This is a genomic window from Mycobacterium sp. NGS17 (assembly GCF_059813205.1).
Window position 1 is genome coordinate 70385 of the sequence record NZ_JCALED010000015.1, and the last position, 18201, is coordinate 88585.

The following is an 18201-nucleotide window of genomic DNA, read 5'->3' on the forward strand; positions in this document are numbered from 1 at the left end:
CTCCCTTCAGGGGTTTGTGCTGTGCTGAGTTTGCAGCGGTTCGACTTCGTCGGGGGAGAAGTACAAATAGCGGCCATACCAGTCGTGCAGGTCCGCGGCCGGGTCCTCGTCGACGACGACGCCGACGTGCTTGTTGCCTTCGACGTCCTCGTGCACCGACGTGACGCGGGCGATCTTGCCGGCGACGAAGATGTCCTGGGCGTCGGCGTTGCGCCGTGGGCGCAACCGGACCCTGCTGCCTCGTGCTATCCGGATCCCGTTCACCAGCACCGCGTCGACCTCCGGACGGACGGCGTTGTCGGCCAATGGATTCCACCAATCCACGCCCTCGGGGATCTCGGGTACCAGGCCGGCGGGGACGTTGAGCGAGTGCGGATCGCGCAGCACCCCGTGCAATCGCGACATGGCCTCGGGCGACATGGCGTCGCATTCGTCGATGATGCGCGCGGCGCGCGGGTCGGTCGCCCGGGCCTGCGCCTTCTCCTCATCGGTCATGGTCATCACGCGCAGGGTGAGGATCTCGTCGATCTCCGTGCAGTCGTACAGGGCGGTGTCGCTCTGTTCGGCGATCTCGGGGTGGTCGTAGAGGATGATCGGTGAGATCAGCAGCATGTCGTCGGTGCCCGGCGCGCCCGCGAGCACCGGGAAGCAGCGATGCCGGCCGCACCGGGACGCCGCCTCGGCTGCGGACGGTGGCGGCTCGAGCAGTGAGATGAACCGGCCGCCAACCACTTCGGCGAGGAGGTGGGTACCGATCATGGAACGCGCGATCGCGTCGCCTTTGTCGCGTGCGGGTGCACCGATGTTGGCCACCCGCACCGAGACCCGTCGTAGGCCACCGTCGGGCTCGCTGGTGACGGTCAATAGGCCGCGTATCTCGTGGCGTTCGCGAACCAGGCGGCCGCCGTCCACCGCTTCGACGTCGGTTGCCGCGCCGGCCGTCAAGGGCAGCGCCAAGGGTTGATCGTCGAACGCGAGGGGGCCGAAGGAGATCTCGCGTTCCACGGCTTCGTCCCAGGTCAGCCACGAGCCGGCCGGGGTCCGCAGTTCGTCGACGGGTACGAAATCGCCTGTACCGGTGGCTTGTTCGGCCCGCCGGTGCTGCAACTGCAGGAACCGCACCACCAGCGTCAGCGCCCGGGCGTCGTCGACCAGGAAATCCGCGGCGATGGCGTCGTCTTCGCCCAGGCCGGATTCGGCGGCGCCCGGGGGCCCCACAACGCCGAATTGCCAGCGTGATTGGTTCTTGCTCGACGTCCCCCGGTACGGGTAGAGCAGATAGCCTTCGTAGAGCACCGCGTCGGCGACGGCGCGAGCGCGATCCCAGCTCGATGTCATCGCGTCACCTCACGATCGGTGACGTCCAGCAACGAGGTGACCGCGTGGTCGAAGTCGAGCATCCCGTGGGCGGACTTGTAACCGGCCAGCTGCGCGATGGTCTCGTGGCTCAGCCGAATCCATCCGGTGTTGGGATAGTGCTGGGCGACCAGGTCGCGCCAGACCGCGACCGGCATCGCGTAGTTGTCCTCGCAGTCCCACGAGACCTGCTGCACCGAGAATCCGCGCTCGGCGTTGACGAAAATCGTTCCGCTGAACAGGAACTGCAGTGGAACCGCACCGTCGCGCAGCGCGTGCAAATATTTGGCGGCGGCCACCTCGAAGTCGTAGGTGCATTCCAGGGGCAGGGTCGCGGTCGTGTGACCGGTGAAGCCCGGCACCATCGTGGCGCAATGCTGCCACAGGAAGGTCCGTTGGGTGCTGGCCCAGCGTTCGCGGCCGCCGAACAAGTCCAACAGTCCGGCCGCTTCGTCGTCGGAATAGGAACGGCGCAGCGGCTCGATCCGGACCTGGCAGCGCAGGGCGATGGCGTGCACCGGTTCGTCGCCGCTGGCGGTGACGCCGACGCGGGCGGTGAGGACCGGGCTGACGGTATAGGGTTCGGCGGTCACGTCCAGGACCGCGAAGCTCACGTTCATCGGCGTGTCGTTCATCGCGGTGTCGCTGTGGCGCGGGCGGCGAGCCCGTCGAAGAAGCCATCGATGAATTCGCGGGCCTGCTGACCGCCGTCGAAGCCGCGCCACACCATGCGCAGGCGTCCGACGAATTCGTAGCAGGCATCGATGGGCACCAGATACGTTTGTGGCTGCGGTAATTCGCCATCCTGGGCGCTGTCGGCGACTCGAACCAGCAGCGCCTCCACGTCGTCGGCCAGCAGGCTCACCCGCGGGTCGGCGCCGCGGATGGTGTCCCAGACCTCCATGTCCAGCTCGGATTCGCATGCCCCGGCCGGCCCCGGGTAAAAGGCGACGGTGCGCGCGAGGGCGGAGTTGGTGAAGAAGAAGGCGACCCCGACGGGGATCTGCAACGCCTCCCACACCAGGCGGTCGAGCGCGAAGTCGGGAAACGACAGATACCGATCCGGTACCGCGCGGTAACGCAGGTCGGCTTCGGTGTCGGTGAACAGCAGATAGCAGGCTCGGCAGACGCACATCAGTTGGCGGCCGGCCACATTGACCACGTGCTGATGTTCGTCGGCGATCGACTCCGCGCACATCTCGCAGCGCTCGCCCGCCGGCTCTGGGGCGCGCCGGTCGCTGCGGATGCGGGCCAACACGTCATAGGCGTTGGTCATGCTGGAGCCCCCGTCGCTTCGCGGCGCAGCGCCACGGACAGCACTCCGTCGCGCGTCAACAGCGGAATCGGGTCCAGGTGATCGCCCGACGCATCTGCCACACCGGCTCCCGCACCGACCACATCGAAATCCGTTTCACAGCGCGGGCAGCGCAGCGTTCGACCCTGCAGTTTCGAACCCGCCAGCGAGTCGTCACACACCGGGCAGTGATCCCGGTAGGCGAAGGTCTGGTCACCGACACGGCAGGCCAGCACTGTGACCCCGTCGACCACGAATCCCGCCACTTCACCGGATGCCAACTGGGCGAGTTCGGGCGCTGGGTACCAGGCGGTCGGCCCCTGGCCATTGGAATGCAGGCGCGTCAGAAGCGATTCGGCGGGAATGACATTCGCCGGTGCGGTCTCGGCGGTCACCACCTCGATCGAGGAGATCTCCGGCGCGGCCGCGCGGACCGCATCCTGCACGGCCAGCTCCAGCGTCACCGCCGAGGACGGACAGCTCTTGCAGCTGCCCTTGAAGGCCAGCCGCACGGTGAGATCTTGCGGGCGGTCACCCGGAACGACCTCGAGCAGGTCGACGTCGCCGCCGTGCGAACCCAGGTAGGGCCGCACCCGGTCCAGCGCGGCGGACACCCTGCGGTGTACGTCGTGCGGATGCAGACCGTGCACCAGGAGCAGGCTGGCCACCAGGTCGTCGGTGGCCAGCCGCTCGACCAGCCCCCCTTCCGGCGCGGGATCGCCGGCCATCCGCACGATCCGTTCCAGCCCGGCACCGTACAGCCCGACTACCTCTCGAACCAGTTGCTGCGAACGGTCATACGCGGCGGTCCCACCTGCCGCGCACGAATCGAGCAGCGTCTGGATCCGATCGCCCGCTTCACGCCACCGCGTGTCGTTCGCGGACTTCTCCGGGCGATCCGCCATGCGTCACTCCTTAATGGTGCCGACCCGCAGCGCCCGGCTTCGCCGCGCTTGCGATCGTCACTCCCCGACGGGTGACTGGGTTGGCGTGTGCAGTCTGTCCAGGGTCTTGCCCTTACCCAGGTACATGTGCACGCCACACGGCAGGCATGGATCGAAGCTGCGCACCGTGCGCATCACGTCGATTCCCTTGAAGTTGTCGCGGCCGTTCTCCTCGAAGATCGGCTGCCCCTGCACCGCGTCCTCGTACGGACCCGGCGTGCCATAACTGTCGCGCGGGTTGGCATTCCACGGGGTGGGCGGGTACGGGTGATAGTTGGCGATCTTGCCGTCCCGGATCACCATGTGGTGGCTGAGCACACCGCGCACCGCCTCGGTGAAGCCGCATCCGATGGCCTCGTCGGGCACCTCGAAGCGCTCCCACGTCTTGGTGCGCCCGGCGCGGATCTCCTCGAGCGCCTTCTCGGCGAAGTACAAACCGCACGCCGCCGCGTAGGCCTGGAAGTAGGTGCGCGCCCGGTCGCGCTCGATCGTGTTGCTGCCGTACTTCGGGATCTTCCACTCCAATTCGACGGGTCCCTTCAGGGCCGTCTTGGGCAGGTTGATCTTGACACTGCTGCCGGTCGCCTGCACGTAGCCGATGTCGACCAGGCCGGCCAGCGCCGTCGCCCACAGCCGGGCCAGCGGTCCGCCGCCGGTGTCCAGCGCCAGGTGGTCCTTGCCGTCGAACCAGCGCGGTGACATCACCCAGCTGTACTTGCCGCCCTCTAAGTCCCGCTTTTGCGGGTGCGGGTTGGTGTGCTGATTCCACGGGTGGCGCCGGTCCACCGGGTTGCCCAGCGGGTCGGTCTTGACGAACATCTCCTGATCGGTCCAGTCATCGTAATACGAACTGCCCAAAAGGATTCGGATGCCGAGGTTGATGTCCACCAGCGAGTGGGTGACCAGCTTGCCGTCGACCACCACGCCCGGGGTGACGAACATCGCGTTACCCCAGCGCTCCATGTCCTTGTATTCGAAGTTGCACACCTCGGGATCCTGGAAGGAACCCCAGCAGCCGAGCAGGGTGCGGCGCAGCCCGACGTTCTCGTAACCGGGCAGTGCGGTGTAGAAGAAGTCGAACAGGTCGTCGTGCATGGGCACGACCTTCTTCATGAACTCGACGTAGCGCATCAGCCGCGTCATGTAGTCGGTCATCAGCTGGACGGTCGCGACGGTGCCGACCCCGCCGGGGTACAGCGTGGACGGGTGCACGTGGCGACCCTCCATGAGGCAGAACATCTCTCGTGTCCAGCGGCTGACCACGAGCGCCTCGCGGTAGAACTCGCCGCTGAACGGGTTGAGCGAGCGCATGATGTCGGCGATCGTGGAGTACCCGTGTGCGTCGGCGTGCGGCGCCGGGGTTTTCTCGGCCAGGGAAAGCACGCTCGGGTTGGTCTCGGAGACCATCTTCTCGCAGAAGTCCACGCCCACCAGGTTTTCCTGGAAGATGTTGTGGTCGAACATGTATTCCGCGGCCTCGCCGAGGTTGACGATCCACTCACCCAGATGCGGCGGCTTGACGCCGTAGGCCATGTTCTGCGTGTAGCACGAACAGGTGGCGTGGTTGTCGCCGCAGATGCCGCAGATGCGGCTGGTGATGAAGTGGGCGTCTCGGGGATCCTTGCCCTTCATGAATATTGAGTAGCCGCGGAAGATCGACGAGGTGCTGTGACACTCGACGACTTCTCGGTTCTCGAAGTCGATCTTGGTGTAGATGCCCAGGCTGCCCACGATCCTGGTGATCGGATCCCAGGCCATGTCGACCAGTTGGCCGGGCTCCCGCTTGGCGTGGGTGGGTTCAGGAATGATGGTTGTCATCGCGCTACTTCTTCCCGCTTTGGCTGCCGTCAGCGTTGGCTGATGCGGCGACGGCTCGGCTTCGAGTAAAGAAGAGCGCGCCGACCGGGTAGGTGACCTACCAGGTGCGGCGCGCTCCAGTGGTGAGCTGGTCACCGTTATGGCGCCACCGCGGCTCTTTGTCGACGGTGCGTTCCGTGATACCCCTCAGACTGCGAATCACGGCTCCGTACAGACCCGATGCGGTGCTCGAGATCTTGCCGCCCGGTGGCTCGTCCATGAACGGCATGAACTTGTCCGGGAAGCCCGGCATCGTGCAACCGATGCAGATTCCACCGACGTTGGGGCAGCCCCCGACGCCGTTGATCCACCCCCGCTTGGGCACATTGCATTTGACAACTGGACCCCAACAGCCCAGCTTCACAATGCATTTCGGCGATCCATACTCGGTCGCGAAGTCGCCCTGCTCGTAGTAGCCGGCCCGGTCGCAACCCTCGTGCACGGTCTTGCCGAACAGCCATTGCGGACGAAGCGCGTCGTCGAGCGGGATCATCGGCGCCTGACCGGTCGCCATGTAGAGCAGGTAGGTCAGCGTCTCCGACAAATTGTCGGGATGGATCGGGCAGCCGGGCACGCAGACGATCGGAATGCCGGCCTTGCTCTTCCAGTCCCAACCGAGGTAGTCCGGCACGCCCATCGCTCCGGTCGGGTTGCCGGCCATCGCGTGGATTCCCCCGTAGGTGGCGCAGGTCCCGACCGCCACGATGGCGGTGGCCTTGGGCGCCAACCGGTCGAGCCACTCACTGGTGGTCATCGGCTGTCCGGTGGCGGGGTCGTTGCCGAAGCCGCACCAGTAGCCTTCGTTTTTGATCTTCTCGTTCGGGATGGATCCTTCGACGACGAGCACGAAGGGCTCCAACTCGCCTCGGTCGGCTTTGAAGAACCACTCCAGGAAGTCGTCCGCCCCTCCGTTGGGTCCGCATTCGAAGTCGATCAGGGGCCAGTGCACGGCGACTTGGGGGAGTCCGGGCAAGGCCCCCAAAGCGATTTCCTCGACGCTCGGCTGGGTGGCAGCAGTCAACGCCACCGAATCACCGTCACAACTGAGGCCCGCATTGATCCATAGAACATGGATCAATGTTTGTTCTGCCTTGACTGCTGCTTCAGTTGGCATGATGCAGCTTTCCGGAGCCGGGCTGGGGCTCCTGCGCCGCCGGAGTCGACCGTCGGCCCACTTGCGCAGCGCTAATTTCCGGGTCTACTCCCGCTGCCGAGCGTTGTCAATGGTTCGGCATCAGCAACTAAGTAAACATGTGTTGTATAGCATCGAAAGTCATTGCACGCCTAAGTAACCCGTCGACTGCAGCGCATCATCGGAGGGCCGGCCATCCTGCGAATGTTTCGCAGGAGGACGGCCGCCGGCGGGGGTCCCCGCGCGCCGGTCAGGGCGCGTCGGTGGCGAAGCGCCGCAGCCAGCCGAACCAGGCACCCATGCCATCGCCGGTGCGCGCGCTGACCGGCAAAATCGTCGCTGCGGCATTCACTTCCCGGACATGGGCGATGTAGGTGTCGACATCCACGTCGAGGTGGGGCACCAAGTCGATTTTATTGAGCAGCACCACGTCCACCGACCGGAACATCACCGGGTATTTCAGCGGCTTGTCTTCGCCCTCGGTCACCGAATAGACCATGGCCTTGGCGTGCTCGCCGACATCGAACTCCGCCGGACAGACGAGATTTCCGACGTTCTCGATGATCACCAGGTCCAGCGCGGCGAGGTCGAGGCCGGGCAGCGCCCGGCTGACCATGGGCGCGTCGAGGTGGCATTCGCCGCCAAATCCGTTGCTGGTATTGAGCAGTGACACCTGGGCGCCGCGGCCGCTGAGCTTTGCCGCATCCAGGTCGGTGGCGATATCACCCTCGATCACCCCGAGCGCGAGTTCGCCGGCGAGTTGGTCGAGCGTTGCCTGCAGGATCGTGGTCTTGCCCGATCCCGGAGAGCTCATCAGGTTGAGGGTGCGCACCCCGTTGCTCTCGAAGGCCGTCCGGTTGGCATCGGCGAGCGCGTCGTTCTCGGCGAAGATCGCCTCCAGCACGTCGATGCGCTGACTGCCGGTCCGATAGCGGCTGTGATCGCCGTGATCGTGATCGTGCGGAACGTGATCGTGTTCGTGGGTGTGCACCGTTCCATCGTCGTGCCGATGAAATCTACCCATCGTCAACGCCTTTCACGAGACATCTAGCGACGTCACCAGGAATTCGTTGCCCTGCAGCACCTCGACGTCGGAACTGTCACACCGGGGACACCAGATCGACCACGGCGAGGTGATCTCGGATTGCCCGCCGCACGCACGGCACTTGACTTCGGCGCCGACGCACTCGAGTTCCAGTTCGGCGTCCGGCATGTCCTCGGCGTCGCGGACCAGCGTCCAGCAGAATGACAGCGACTCCGGCACCACCTGCCGCAGCGCGCCCACCCGCACCCGCACCACGTCGACGTGGCGACCGTCGGCGTGATCCTTGACCACACCGGCGATCGCCTCGCACAGCGACAGCTCGTGCACCGCCGGTTACCGCCGATCCGCGAGCTGGGCGCAGGCCAACGAGCCCATGAGCACTGTTCTACACCCGAACGGCGGTCGGTGGTCGGCCTTGGCTCGTTCGGTTCAGACCGTCCACTTCTCCTCGATGCGCCCGTAGCGCCAGACGAGCAGAGCCACCGCCCACGTGAGGACGAACATGCCGACGACGAAGTAACCGATCGCGTTGAGGTCCAGCCCACCGATCCAACTCCAGAACGGCCCGCGCCAACCGAACTGGTCGGCGAACAGGATGAGGAGTTCGATGCTGCCGATCACCCACGCGACCGCCACCGACAGCGCGGTGATGGTGATGTTGTAGTAGATCTTGCGCACGGGGTTGGAAAAAGCCCATCCGTAGGCGAAATTCATGAACGAGCCGTCGATGGTGTCCAGCAGGCACATGCCCGCGGTGAACAGCACCGGCAGACACATGATGGCGTACCACGGCAGTCCGGCGGCTGCGCTGGTGCCGGCCAGCACCAGTAGTGCGATCTCGGTGGCGGTGTCGAACCCGAGCCCGAACAACAAGCCGACGGGATAGCAGTGCCAGGACCTGGTGATCGACTTGGTGAAGCGACCGAGCAACCGGTTCATCAGCCCACGGCTGTCCAAATGCCGCTCCAGTTCGGCCGCGTCGGCGTCGGGATCGAATTCGCCCCGGCGTAACCGCGCGAAGACGCGCAGTATGCCGACCAGGACGATGACGTTGAGAAGCGCGATGGCGTACAGGAACACGCCCGAGACGCTCGTGCCGATCAGCCCGGTGTAGTGATGCAGCGTCGAGGAGTCGTCGCTGACCGGTCCGACGACCGTCCTGACTCCACACGCCAGCAGCACCGCCAGCCCGAACACCACCGTGGAGTGGCCCAGCGAAAAGAAGAAGCCGACGGCCAGCGGGCGTTGCCCGTCGTTCATCAGCTTGCGGGTGGTGTTGTCGATGGCGGCGATGTGGTCGGCGTCAAAGGCGTGACGCATGCCCAGGGTGTAGGCCGTCAAGCCGATACCGACGCCAAATGCCTTGCCGCCCAGACTGTATTGGGCCGGCGCCACGAAGAACATCATGGTGAACCAGCCGAGCAGGTGCAGCGCGACGATCACCGCCAGCATCGATGCCAGTCGCCACCACTGCGCCGGCGTCAGGGCGCCGAGAAGCCTGGTCGTCCGTGACGGCCGCCAGTCGATCTGGGTACTGGCCACTGGGGTCCTTCCGGCGCGTCCTTGCGGTATCGGCTGAGAACAACCGGCACGACTGTAAGTTCCACGGCTTTCCAGATGCAAGTGAGTTGCAGGAATCGCGGAGCCTGGATTGCGACGAAGACTGGCGATCCGCCCGCCCGGGCGCGACACTGAAGCGGTGGCGCCCAAGCCCTCGGCACTGGATGCGTCGGTCACCGAGAGGATCGGCGATCTTCTGCGCGCCCGTGGGCTGCGGCGAATGGCGTCCCGCATCCAGGTGCTGGCGGTGCTCGAGCCGGTCAACGGTCACCTGCCCGTCGCCGAGATCTACCGGCGGATGCGAGAGTGCCTGCCGTCCGAGGCCCACCCGCCCGACGTGGCGACCGTCTACCGCACGGTGACCACGCTCGTCGATCAGGGCGTGCTGCACGCGTTGACAATCGGCGGCGGCGTGACGACCTACGGGCTGGCCACCGTGCCGCACCATCACGCGGTATGTACCAACTGCGGCACCATCATCGAAGTGCCCGCCCGTCAGCTGAGTTCGGCGCTCGAACACGCGATCGCGGGCAGTTCCTTCGCGCTGTCGGACGCCGCCGGGCTGACGCTGCACGGCCTGTGTCCGCAATGCCAGGACGACGACAGGCCCGCCGCGCGACCGCGCCGGCGCTAGGCCAAACCCAGTAGCGCGTTCTCCACCACTTCGGGCAGCGCCGGGTGGATCCAGTACTGCCCGCGGGCCATCTGCGGCGCGGTCAGCCCGAAGCTCATCGCCTGGATCAACGGCTGGATGATCGATGACGCCTGCTGCCCCATGATGTGCGCGCCCAGCAGCCGCCCGGTGCCGCGCTCGGCGACGAGCTTGACGATCCCGGTGGTGTCCTCCGACGCCCAGCCGTAGGCGACGTCGCCGTAGTCCTGGACCTTGACCGACACCTTGAAACCCTGTGCGATGGCTTCGTTTTCGGTCAGGCCGACGGAGGCGACCTGCGGATCGGTGAACACCGCCGAGGGCACGAAGCGATGGTCGGTGACGGCCATCGCCTCGGTGTCGTCCCAGTCGCACAACAGGTTGTGCTGCACGACGCGCGCTTCGTGGTTGGCCACGTGTTTGAGCTCATACGGCGAGGAGACGTCGCCGAGCGCGAAAACCCCACGCGCCGTGGTCCGCTGGTATTGATCGACGGCCACCAGGCCGTCCTCGACGGCGACGCCGGCCTGCTCGAGGTCGAGTTGATCGGCGTTGGACACCCGGCCGGTCGCCACCAGCAACGCGTCCGCGTGCACGGTGCGGCCGTCGTCGAGTTGCACCGCGACGCCCGAACCGTGGTTTTCGGCGCCCACGACGTTGCGGTGGGTGTGCAGTTCCCACTTGCTCGACGCGATTCGCGTGAAGCGCTCGCTGACGACGTCGTCGAGATGTCGCAGCAGTGTGGAGCCCCGGACCACCAGGGTGACGCGCGAGCCCAGCGAGGAGAAGATGTGGGCGAATTCGGCCGCGACGAATCCGCCTCCGACGATCATCAGATGCTCCGGCAGCTCGGGGATTCGCATGATCGTGTCGCTGGTGTGGTACCGGGCGCCGCACTCGAGGATCGCCGGGGGAACCACGGCCCGCCCCCCCGCGGCGATCACCACCTGATCGGCTGTGAACTCGTCGCCCCCATCCGTGCGCAACAGGAAGCGTCCGTCGGACTGGACCGGACCGAAGCGGGTGTGCTGCTTGTACACATCGACGTTGGGTGCCGCGCAGCGATAGTCCTCACCGCCGAACCCGATCGGATCGATGCGCCCGAAGACGCGCGACACGATGTCGTCCCAGCGCACCCGGTCGATGCGAGCGTCGATGCCGAAGCGCGCCGCATCCCGGACCGTCTGGGCGACCTCGGCGGCGTAGACGAACATCTTGGTCGGGATGCACCCGACGTTCAGACACGTGCCACCGAAGGTGCCCTCTTCGCAGATCGCCACCCGCTTGTCGTCGAAGCGGTCATCGAGAATGCTGTTGCCAGAACCGGTCCCGATGATCGCGACGTCGTAGGTCTCCAAGCCGTCACCCCTTTCGCAGCGACGCCGTGGCATCGTGGTCAGCGCGCAGATAGCCGTCCAGCCACAGATCCAGTTCCCGATAGGCGACTGCGCGCGGCCCGGGCAACGACAAGAACACGTCGTGCTTGGCGTCGGCCACCGGGACCACAGCGGTGCGGTTGCCGACGCAGCCCGCCCAGCGGGCGATCTGGGTGACGTCGAGAACCGCGTCGCCGCATCGCATGGACGCGGAATCGGTGCTTTCGTGCACGCTGTGATCCGATCGCAGGATCAGGTTGGGCACCCCGACGTCGAGGCCGCGGTGCAGCCGGGCCTGGCCGCGTCGGATGGCGTGCAGCCAGCCAAACGTGATGGGGAAGCCGCCCACCGGTTTCCATTGCAGGTTGTAGTCGAAGTCGCCGCCGTAGTCGCGGTGCAGGGTGGCGCCGTAACCGCCCTGACCCGGAGACCGGGCCACGCCCTTGGACCGCACCCGGGACAGGCCGGCGATCAGCGCCACCGTCACCGAATGCCGCAGGATGGGCGGGCCCGGCAGGTCCAGGAACGGGCTGTTGAGGACCAGGCCGCCGACGCGGGCGTGCCCGGCCGGGTCGCGCCGGCGCAACCGGTCCAGCCACAGCGACACGATGAGCCCGCCCGCGGAATGCGCGTACAGCAGCACCCGGTCGTGCCCCGCGATGCCGGCCAGCGCCTGATCGAGTTCGGCCTCGTAGTTGGTGAGGTCGGTGATGAAGTGCGGCGTCTGGCCGTCGCGCCGCGACCGGCCGCACTTGTGGAGGTCCAGCGCGTAGAAGGCGAAGCCGCGGGCCGCGAAATGATCGGCCAGCTCGGTATGGAAGAAGTAATCGGTGTAGCCGTGCACCGCCAGCACCGCGTGCGCTGTCGGGCGGCCCGCCTGCCGCGGTTCGGGTCCGCGGCGTATCAGCGTCGCGACGATGTCGCCCTCACCGGCCGGATCGGACCCGAGCGCGATGGTGCGCTGCTGATAACCCGGAAGGACATCGGGCACCCAGCCGGTCACTTCGCGGGCCGCCCTGCCAGTCACGAGGCCAGCTTAGAGCTTTTGCTGGGTGCGGGGCGGCGCACGGCGCCCGCGGCCCATTTGCCTCGGGATAACCTGGGGATCGGCCCAGTCGAGGGAAGGACCAGCAAGCCGGTGTCAGCGCTAGCCAGAACCACGTCCACCGACGTCGTGCTGGTAGGCGCGGGCATCATGAGCGCGACGCTGGGGGCGTTGCTGCGCCGGCTGCAGCCGGATTGGTCCATGGCCTTCGTGGAGCGTCTGGATGCCGTCGCCGCCGAGAGCAGCAGCCCGTGGAACAACGCCGGCACCGGGCATTCGGCGCTGTGCGAGCTGAACTACACCCCGCAGCGGGCCGACGGCTCGATCGACATCGGCAAAGCGGTGCGCATCAACGAGCAATTCCAGGTGACCCGCCAGTTCTGGGCCTATGCAATCGAGAACGCGATCTTGACCGATCGACGTTTCCTCACCGCCGTCCCGCATGCGAGCTTCGTGCGCGGCGCGCGGCACGTCGACTATCTACGGCGCCGAGCGCGGGCCTTGGCGCCCAACCCGCTGTTCGCCGGCGTCGAATTGATCGACGACCCGGCCGAATTCGCTCGCCGGTTACCGCTGATGGCGGCCGGACGCGACTTCGCCGAACCGACGGCGCTCAACTGGGCGCCCAACGGCACCGACGTCGACTTCGGCGCGCTGTCAAGACAACTCGTCGGCTTTTGCGTGCGCGGCGGCGCGACCGCGCTGTTCGGCCACGAGGTCCGCAACCTGTCGCGCCAGTCCAGCGGCACATGGACGCTGTCGGTCCGCAACCGGCGCACCGGTGAAAATCACCGTCTGAACGCCAAATTCGTCTTCGTCGGGGCCGGCGGTGATGCGCTGCCGCTATTGCAGAGGTCCGGAATAGCCGAGGTCAGGGGTTTCGCCGGGTTCCCGATCGGCGGCCGATTCCTGCGCGCCGGAAACCCGGCGCTCACCGCCGCGCACCGGGCCAAGGTCTACGGCGTGCCCGCGCCGGGTGCCCCGCCGCTGGGGGCGCTGCATCTGGACCTGCGCTACGTCAACGGCAAGCCGTGGCTGGTGTTCGGCCCCTACGCCGGGTGGTCACCGAAGTTCTTGAAGCACGGCCACTTCACCGATCTGCCCCGCTCGGTGCAGCCGGACAACCTGGCGTCACTGCTCGGTGTCGGCATCAGCCAGCGGACGCTGGTCAGATATCTGCTCGGCCAGCTGCGACTTTCGCAACCGGACCGGCTGCGCATGCTGCGCGAATTCGCCCCGACCGCAGTCGCTTCGGACTGGGAGCTGACGGTGGCCGGTCAGCGGGTGCAGGTGATCCGGCGGGATAAGCGCAAGGGCGGGGTGCTCGACTTCGACACCACCGTGGTGGGCGCCGCCGACGGAAGCATCGCTGGGTTACTCGGCGGTTCCCCGGGAGCGTCGACGGCGGTGCCGATCATGCTCGGCGTGCTGGAACGCTGCTTCGCCAACCGTTTTCAATCGTGGCTACCCGCGCTCAAGGAGATGGTTCCGTCGCTGGGAGCGACGCTGTCGGATGAGCCGGCGCTGTACGACGAGGTTTTCTCCTGGGGAACGAAGGTGCTGGGGCTGGGCGATGAGGAGCGGAGCCGGTGACAGAAGCGCTGCGACGTATTTGGGCCAAAGACCTTGACGCCCAGACACTTTACGAACTGCTCAGGCTCAGGGTGGAGGTGTTCGTCGTCGAGCAGGCGATCCCGTACCCGGAGCTGGACGGGCGCGACCTGCTCGCCGAAACCCGGCACTTCTGGCTGGAAACGCCGGACGGCGAGGTGATCTCCACGCTGCGGCTGATGGAGGAGCACGCCGGGGGCGAGAAGGCGTTCCGGATCGGGCGGCTGTGCACCAAGCGCAACGCGCGCGGTCAGGGGCACACCACCCGGCTGCTGCGCGCGGCGCTGGCCGAGGTGGGTGACTACCCGTGCCGCATCAATGCGCAGGCCTACCTGACGGACATGTACGCCCAGCATGGATTCGTCCGCGACGGTGACGATTTCCTCGACGACGGCGTTCCGCACGTGCCCATGCTGCGGCGTGGCTCGGGGTTGGCGGTGAAGCCGTGAAGCCCTACCCGTTCAGCGCGATCGTCGGGCACGACCAGCTGCGCCTGGCCCTGCTGCTGTGCGCCGTGCGCCCGGAGATCGGTGGCGCGCTCATCCGCGGTGAGAAGGGCACCGCCAAGTCGACGGCCGTGCGCGGCCTTGCGGCGTTGCTGTCCGAGGCCACCGGCAGCGACGCCGGCCTGGTCGAAATGCCGCTCGGGGCAACCGAAGACCGGGTGATCGGCTCGCTGGATTTGCAGCGGGTGCTGCGCGACGGCGAGCACGCGTTCTCGCCGGGCCTGCTCGCCCGCGCGCACGGCGGCGTGCTCTACGTCGACGAGGTCAACCTGCTGCACGATCATTTGGTCGATGTGCTGCTCGACGCCGCGGCGATGGGACGGGTGCACATCGAACGCGACGGCGTCTCGCATTCGCACGAGTCCCGGTTCGTGTTGATCGGCACCATGAATCCCGAGGAGGGCGAACTGCGTCCGCAACTGCTGGACCGGTTCGGGCTCACCGTCGACGTCCACGCCTCGCGCGACGTCGACGTGCGCGTACAGGTCATCCGGCAGCGGATGGCCTACGAGGCCGACCCGGACGGCTTCGCCGAGCGTTATGCCGACGCCGACGCCGAGCTGGCCCGGCGGATCGCTGCGGCGCGCGCACTCGTCGACGATGTGGTGTTGCCTGACAACGAATTACGGCGCATCGCGGCGCTGTGCGCGGCGTTCGACGTCGACGGCATGCGCGCCGACCTGGTGGTGGCCCGCACCGCCGTCGCGCACGCGGCCTGGCGCGGCGCGCACACGGTCGAGGAGTCCGACATCCGGGTAGCCGCCGAGCTGGCGCTGCCGCATCGGCGCCGTCGCGACCCGTTCGACGATCCGGGCATCGACCGCGACCAGCTCGACGAGGCCCTGGCGCAAGCCAGTTCCGAGCCTGACCCCGATCCCGACCCGCCCGGCGGCGGCCAGTCGGTCAATTCGGAACACGATGTGCCGCAACAGAATACACCGGAGAACGCCAAGCCGCAGCAGCCGAAGACCAGGCCCAGCGCGCCCCCGTCGAAAACCTTCCGCACCCGCGCGCTGCGGGTCCCGGGTGTGGGGGAGGGGGCGCCCGGACGGCGGTCGCGCGCCCGCAACGCCAGTGGCAGCGTCATCGCCGCCGCCGGCGCGGACGACCCGAGTTGCGCCGGGCATGGACTGCACCTGTTCGCCACCCTGCTCACGGCCGCCGAGCGCGCCGGCGCCGGACCGCTACGGCCGCGGCCGGATGATGTGCGCCGCGCCGTGCGCGAGGGGCGCGAAGGCAATTTGGTGATCTTCGTCGTGGACGCCTCGGGTTCGATGGCCGCGCGCGACCGCATGGCGGCGGTCAGCGGCGCCACGCTGTCGCTGCTGCGCGACGCGTATGAGCGTCGCGACAAGGTTGCCGTGATCACCTTCCGCCAACAGGGGGCCCGGCTGTTGTTGCCGCCGACCTCGTCGGCGCACATCGCCGGGCGGCGACTGGCCCGGTTCGACACGGGTGGCAAGACACCACTGGCCGAAGGGCTGCTGGCCGCGCGTGAGCTGATCGTCCGAGAGAAGGCGCGTGACCGCGCGCGGCGCTCGCTGGTGGTGGTGCTGACCGACGGCCGGGCCACCGCCGGTCCGGATCCCTTGGGCCGCACCCGAACCGCGGCGGCCCGGTTGGCCGCCGAAGGCGCCGCCGCGGTGGTCGTCGACTGCGAGACGTCTTTCGTGCGGCTGGGCCTGGCCGAGCAACTGGCCCGCCAACTCGGCGCGCCGGCCGTCCGGCTCGAGCACCTGCACGCGGATTCCCTGACGCGTGCGGTGCGCGACGCGGCCTGAACCGGAAAGGTAAACGCTGATGCCACAAGGCGTTCCATTGCAGGTTCCCGACGACGGCCTGACCACGCGGGCGCGCCGTCACACGCCGGTGCTGGCCGTGCACACCGGCGCCGGCAAGGGAAAGTCCACGGCGGCATTCGGCATGGCGCTGCGGGCCTGGAATGCCGGAATGTCCGTCGCGGTGTTCCAGTTCGTCAAAAGCGCCAAGTGGAAGGTGGGCGAGGAGGCGGTCTTCGCCCAGCTGGGCCGGCTGCACGACCAGCATCAGGTCGGCGGGCCCGTCGAATGGCACAAGATGGGCGCGGGCTGGTCTTGGACACGTAAGGCGGGCAGCGACGTCGACCACGCGGCGGCGGCGGCCGACGGCTGGGCGGAGATCGCGCGCCGGCTGGCCGATCAGCGTCACGACTTCTACGTCCTGGACGAGTTCACCTATCCGCTCAAGTGGGGTTGGGTGGACGTCGACGAAGTGGTGGGGACGTTGGCCAGCCGGCCCGGACATCAGCACGTGGTCATCACCGGACGCGACGCGCCGCAGCGCCTGATCGACGCGGCCGACCTGGTGACCGAGATGGCCAAGGTCAAGCACCCGATGGACACCGGGCGTAAGGGGCAGAAGGGCATCGAGTGGTGAGTGTTCCCGCCGTCGTCATCGCCGCTCCCGCGTCCGGCAGCGGAAAGACCACGGTGGCAACGGGTTTGATCGGCGCCCTGCGGCGCGCGGGCCACGCCGTGGCGCCGTTCAAGGTCGGCCCGGACTTCATCGACCCCGGCTACCACGGCCTTGCCGCCGGCCGGCCGGGCCGCAACCTCGACCCGATCCTGGTGGGGGAGCACCTGATTGGCCCGCTCTACGCCCACGGTGCGCATGGTGCGGACATCGCCGTGGTCGAAGGAGTGATGGGGCTGTTCGACGGCCGGATCGGGTCCACCGCCACCACCCCCGCGCCGGGATCGACGGCCCACGTCGCCGCGCTGCTGGGCGCGTCCGTGATCCTGGTTGTCGATGCGCGCGGGCAGAGTCAGAGCATCGCCGCCCTGCTGCACGGCTTTTCGACCTACGACACCGCGACCCGCGTCGCCGGTGTGATCCTGAACCGGGTCGGATCGCCGCGGCACGAGCAGGTGCTGCGGCAGGCCTGCGAGCAGGCCGGGGTTGCGGTGCTGGGCGCCATCCCCCGGGTGGCCGAAATAGAGTTGCCGACAAGGTATTTGGGTCTGGTCACGGCCCTGGAGTACGGGAAGCGCGCACGGTTGGCGGTGGCGGCGATGACCGCCCTGGTCGCCCGCCACGTCGATGTGCCGGCCATCGTCGCGGTCGCCGGCGCCCGAGTCGCGCAGCCGCCCTGGGATCCCGTGGCGGCGGTGGGGGAGACGCCCGGAGGGTGCGCCACTGTCGCGGTGGCGGCCGGCAAGGCATTCAGTTTCGGCTACGCCGAACACGCGGAGCTGCTGGCGGCCGCTGGCGCCGACGTCGCCGAATTCGACCCGCTCGCCGACGCCCTGCCCGACGGCACCGACGCGGTGCTGCTGCCCGGCGGTTTTCCCGAACAGTTCACCGCGGAGCTCTCGGCCAATGAGGGGGTGCGCCGGCAGATCAACGAACTGGCCGCCGCCGGGGCGCCGATACACGCCGAGTGCGCCGGGCTGATCTACCTGGTCTCCGAGCTCGACGGCCATCCGATGTGCGGTGTGCTGGCGGGGCAGGCGCAATTCACGCCGCACCTGTCCCTGGCGTATCGCGACGCCGTCGCCGTCGCGGATTCGTCGTTGTACACAGCCGGCCAGCGTGCGGTGGGGCATGAATTCCACCGGACCACAGTCACTTTCACCGGCGACTACCAGCCCGCCTGGATGTACCGGACCCATGATGCCGATCGGCAGGACGGTCCCGTGCGCGACGGCGTCGTGCACGCCGGTGTGCACGCGTCATATCTGCACACCCATCCGGCCGCCGCGCCGGAGGCGGTGGCGCGCTTCGTCGCACACGCGAGCGCCCGGCTTCGCCGCGCTCGCGATCGCCACTAGATCGATGGTGGCGA

General features: G+C 67.7%; 17 protein-coding genes. 6 read left to right on the forward strand and 11 right to left on the reverse strand.

Features of this window, described 5'->3' with window-relative positions:
• Positions 1–6: 6 nt before the first annotated feature.
• The 9 genes from AC5Y7E_RS23725 to nicT all read right to left on the reverse strand — a co-directional run bounded on the left by AC5Y7E_RS23725 (position 7) and on the right by nicT (position 9170).
• Positions 7–1338, reverse strand: coding sequence for a hypothetical protein (locus tag AC5Y7E_RS23725; RefSeq protein ID WP_499950921.1), 1332 nt, complete (start codon positions 1336–1338; stop codon positions 7–9).
• Complete coding sequence (locus tag AC5Y7E_RS23730) at positions 1335–1991, reverse strand: DUF6084 family protein (protein ID WP_499950922.1); 657 nt, start codon at positions 1989–1991, stop codon at positions 1335–1337. Before AC5Y7E_RS23730 ends, AC5Y7E_RS23725 begins: the two co-directional genes overlap by 4 nt.
• Positions 1988–2632 carry a DUF5947 family protein gene (locus AC5Y7E_RS23735; protein ID WP_499950923.1) on the reverse strand — a complete coding sequence of 215 codons (645 nt, stop codon included), beginning with the start codon at positions 2630–2632 and terminating at the stop codon, positions 1988–1990. The genes AC5Y7E_RS23730 and AC5Y7E_RS23735 overlap by 4 nt, the downstream gene beginning before the upstream one ends.
• Positions 2629–3555 carry a NifU-related iron-sulfur-binding protein gene (locus AC5Y7E_RS23740; protein ID WP_499950924.1) on the reverse strand — a complete coding sequence of 309 codons (927 nt, stop codon included), beginning with the start codon at positions 3553–3555 and terminating at the stop codon, positions 2629–2631. Before AC5Y7E_RS23740 ends, AC5Y7E_RS23735 begins: the two co-directional genes overlap by 4 nt.
• A 57-nt stretch (positions 3556–3612) precedes the next feature.
• Complete coding sequence (locus AC5Y7E_RS23745) at positions 3613–5412, reverse strand: nickel-dependent hydrogenase large subunit (protein ID WP_499919233.1); 1800 nt, start codon at positions 5410–5412, stop codon at positions 3613–3615.
• Between the two features lie 97 nt (positions 5413–5509).
• Complete coding sequence (locus AC5Y7E_RS23750; RefSeq protein ID WP_499919236.1) at positions 5510–6565, reverse strand: NADH-quinone oxidoreductase subunit B family protein; 1056 nt, start codon at positions 6563–6565, stop codon at positions 5510–5512.
• Between the two features lie 268 nt (positions 6566–6833).
• Positions 6834–7607: a hydrogenase nickel incorporation protein HypB gene (gene hypB / locus AC5Y7E_RS23755; protein WP_499919240.1), complete on the reverse strand. Its 774-nt coding sequence runs from the start codon at positions 7605–7607 to the stop codon at positions 6834–6836.
• 12 nt (positions 7608–7619) lie between these two features.
• Positions 7620–7955 (reverse strand): hydrogenase maturation nickel metallochaperone HypA, encoded by a 336-nt coding sequence (locus AC5Y7E_RS23760; protein ID WP_499919242.1) that lies wholly within the window; start codon positions 7953–7955, stop codon positions 7620–7622.
• 102 nt (positions 7956–8057) lie between these two features.
• Positions 8058–9170 (reverse strand): Nickel transporter NicT, encoded by a 1113-nt coding sequence (gene nicT, locus AC5Y7E_RS23765; protein WP_499919244.1) that lies wholly within the window; start codon positions 9168–9170, stop codon positions 8058–8060.
• Between the two features lie 157 nt (positions 9171–9327).
• Between nicT and AC5Y7E_RS23770 the strand changes: the two genes are divergently transcribed.
• Complete coding sequence (locus AC5Y7E_RS23770; RefSeq protein ID WP_499919247.1) at positions 9328–9822, forward strand: Fur family transcriptional regulator; 495 nt, start codon at positions 9328–9330, stop codon at positions 9820–9822.
• Here the strand turns inward: AC5Y7E_RS23770 and mtr are convergent.
• The gene (gene mtr, locus AC5Y7E_RS23775) at positions 9819–11198 is read right to left on the reverse strand and encodes a mycothione reductase (protein ID WP_499919251.1); all 1380 of its coding nucleotides are present in this window, start codon (positions 11196–11198) and stop codon (positions 9819–9821) included. The two genes, AC5Y7E_RS23770 and mtr, sit on opposite strands and share 4 nt — an antisense overlap.
• Positions 11199–11202: 4 nt before the next feature.
• Positions 11203–12219, reverse strand: coding sequence for an alpha/beta hydrolase (locus AC5Y7E_RS23780; protein WP_499919815.1), 1017 nt, complete (start codon positions 12217–12219; stop codon positions 11203–11205).
• A gap of 135 nt (positions 12220–12354) precedes the next feature.
• On the opposite strand from AC5Y7E_RS23780, the gene mqo reads away from it, so the two are divergent.
• Genes mqo through AC5Y7E_RS23805 form a run of 5 tightly spaced genes read left to right on the forward strand, consistent with a single transcriptional unit; the run spans position 12355 to position 18187 of the window.
• Positions 12355–13854: a malate dehydrogenase (quinone) gene (mqo, locus tag AC5Y7E_RS23785; RefSeq protein ID WP_499950925.1), complete on the forward strand. Its 1500-nt coding sequence runs from the start codon at positions 12355–12357 to the stop codon at positions 13852–13854.
• Positions 13851–14321, forward strand: a complete 471-nt coding sequence (locus AC5Y7E_RS23790) for a GNAT family N-acetyltransferase (protein ID WP_499919258.1) — start codon at positions 13851–13853, stop codon at positions 14319–14321. Before mqo ends, AC5Y7E_RS23790 begins: the two co-directional genes overlap by 4 nt.
• Positions 14318–16159: a magnesium chelatase subunit D family protein gene (locus tag AC5Y7E_RS23795; protein WP_499919259.1), complete on the forward strand. Its 1842-nt coding sequence runs from the start codon at positions 14318–14320 to the stop codon at positions 16157–16159. Before AC5Y7E_RS23790 ends, AC5Y7E_RS23795 begins: the two co-directional genes overlap by 4 nt.
• A 19-nt stretch (positions 16160–16178) precedes the next feature.
• Positions 16179–16793 carry a cob(I)yrinic acid a,c-diamide adenosyltransferase gene (gene cobO / locus AC5Y7E_RS23800; RefSeq protein WP_499919261.1) on the forward strand — a complete coding sequence of 205 codons (615 nt, stop codon included), beginning with the start codon at positions 16179–16181 and terminating at the stop codon, positions 16791–16793.
• Entirely contained in the window at positions 16790–18187 is a 1398-nt protein-coding gene (locus tag AC5Y7E_RS23805; RefSeq protein WP_499919263.1) for a cobyrinic acid a,c-diamide synthase CobB, read from the forward strand. The genes cobO and AC5Y7E_RS23805 overlap by 4 nt, the downstream gene beginning before the upstream one ends.
• The last annotated feature ends 14 nt before the right edge of the window (positions 18188–18201 follow it).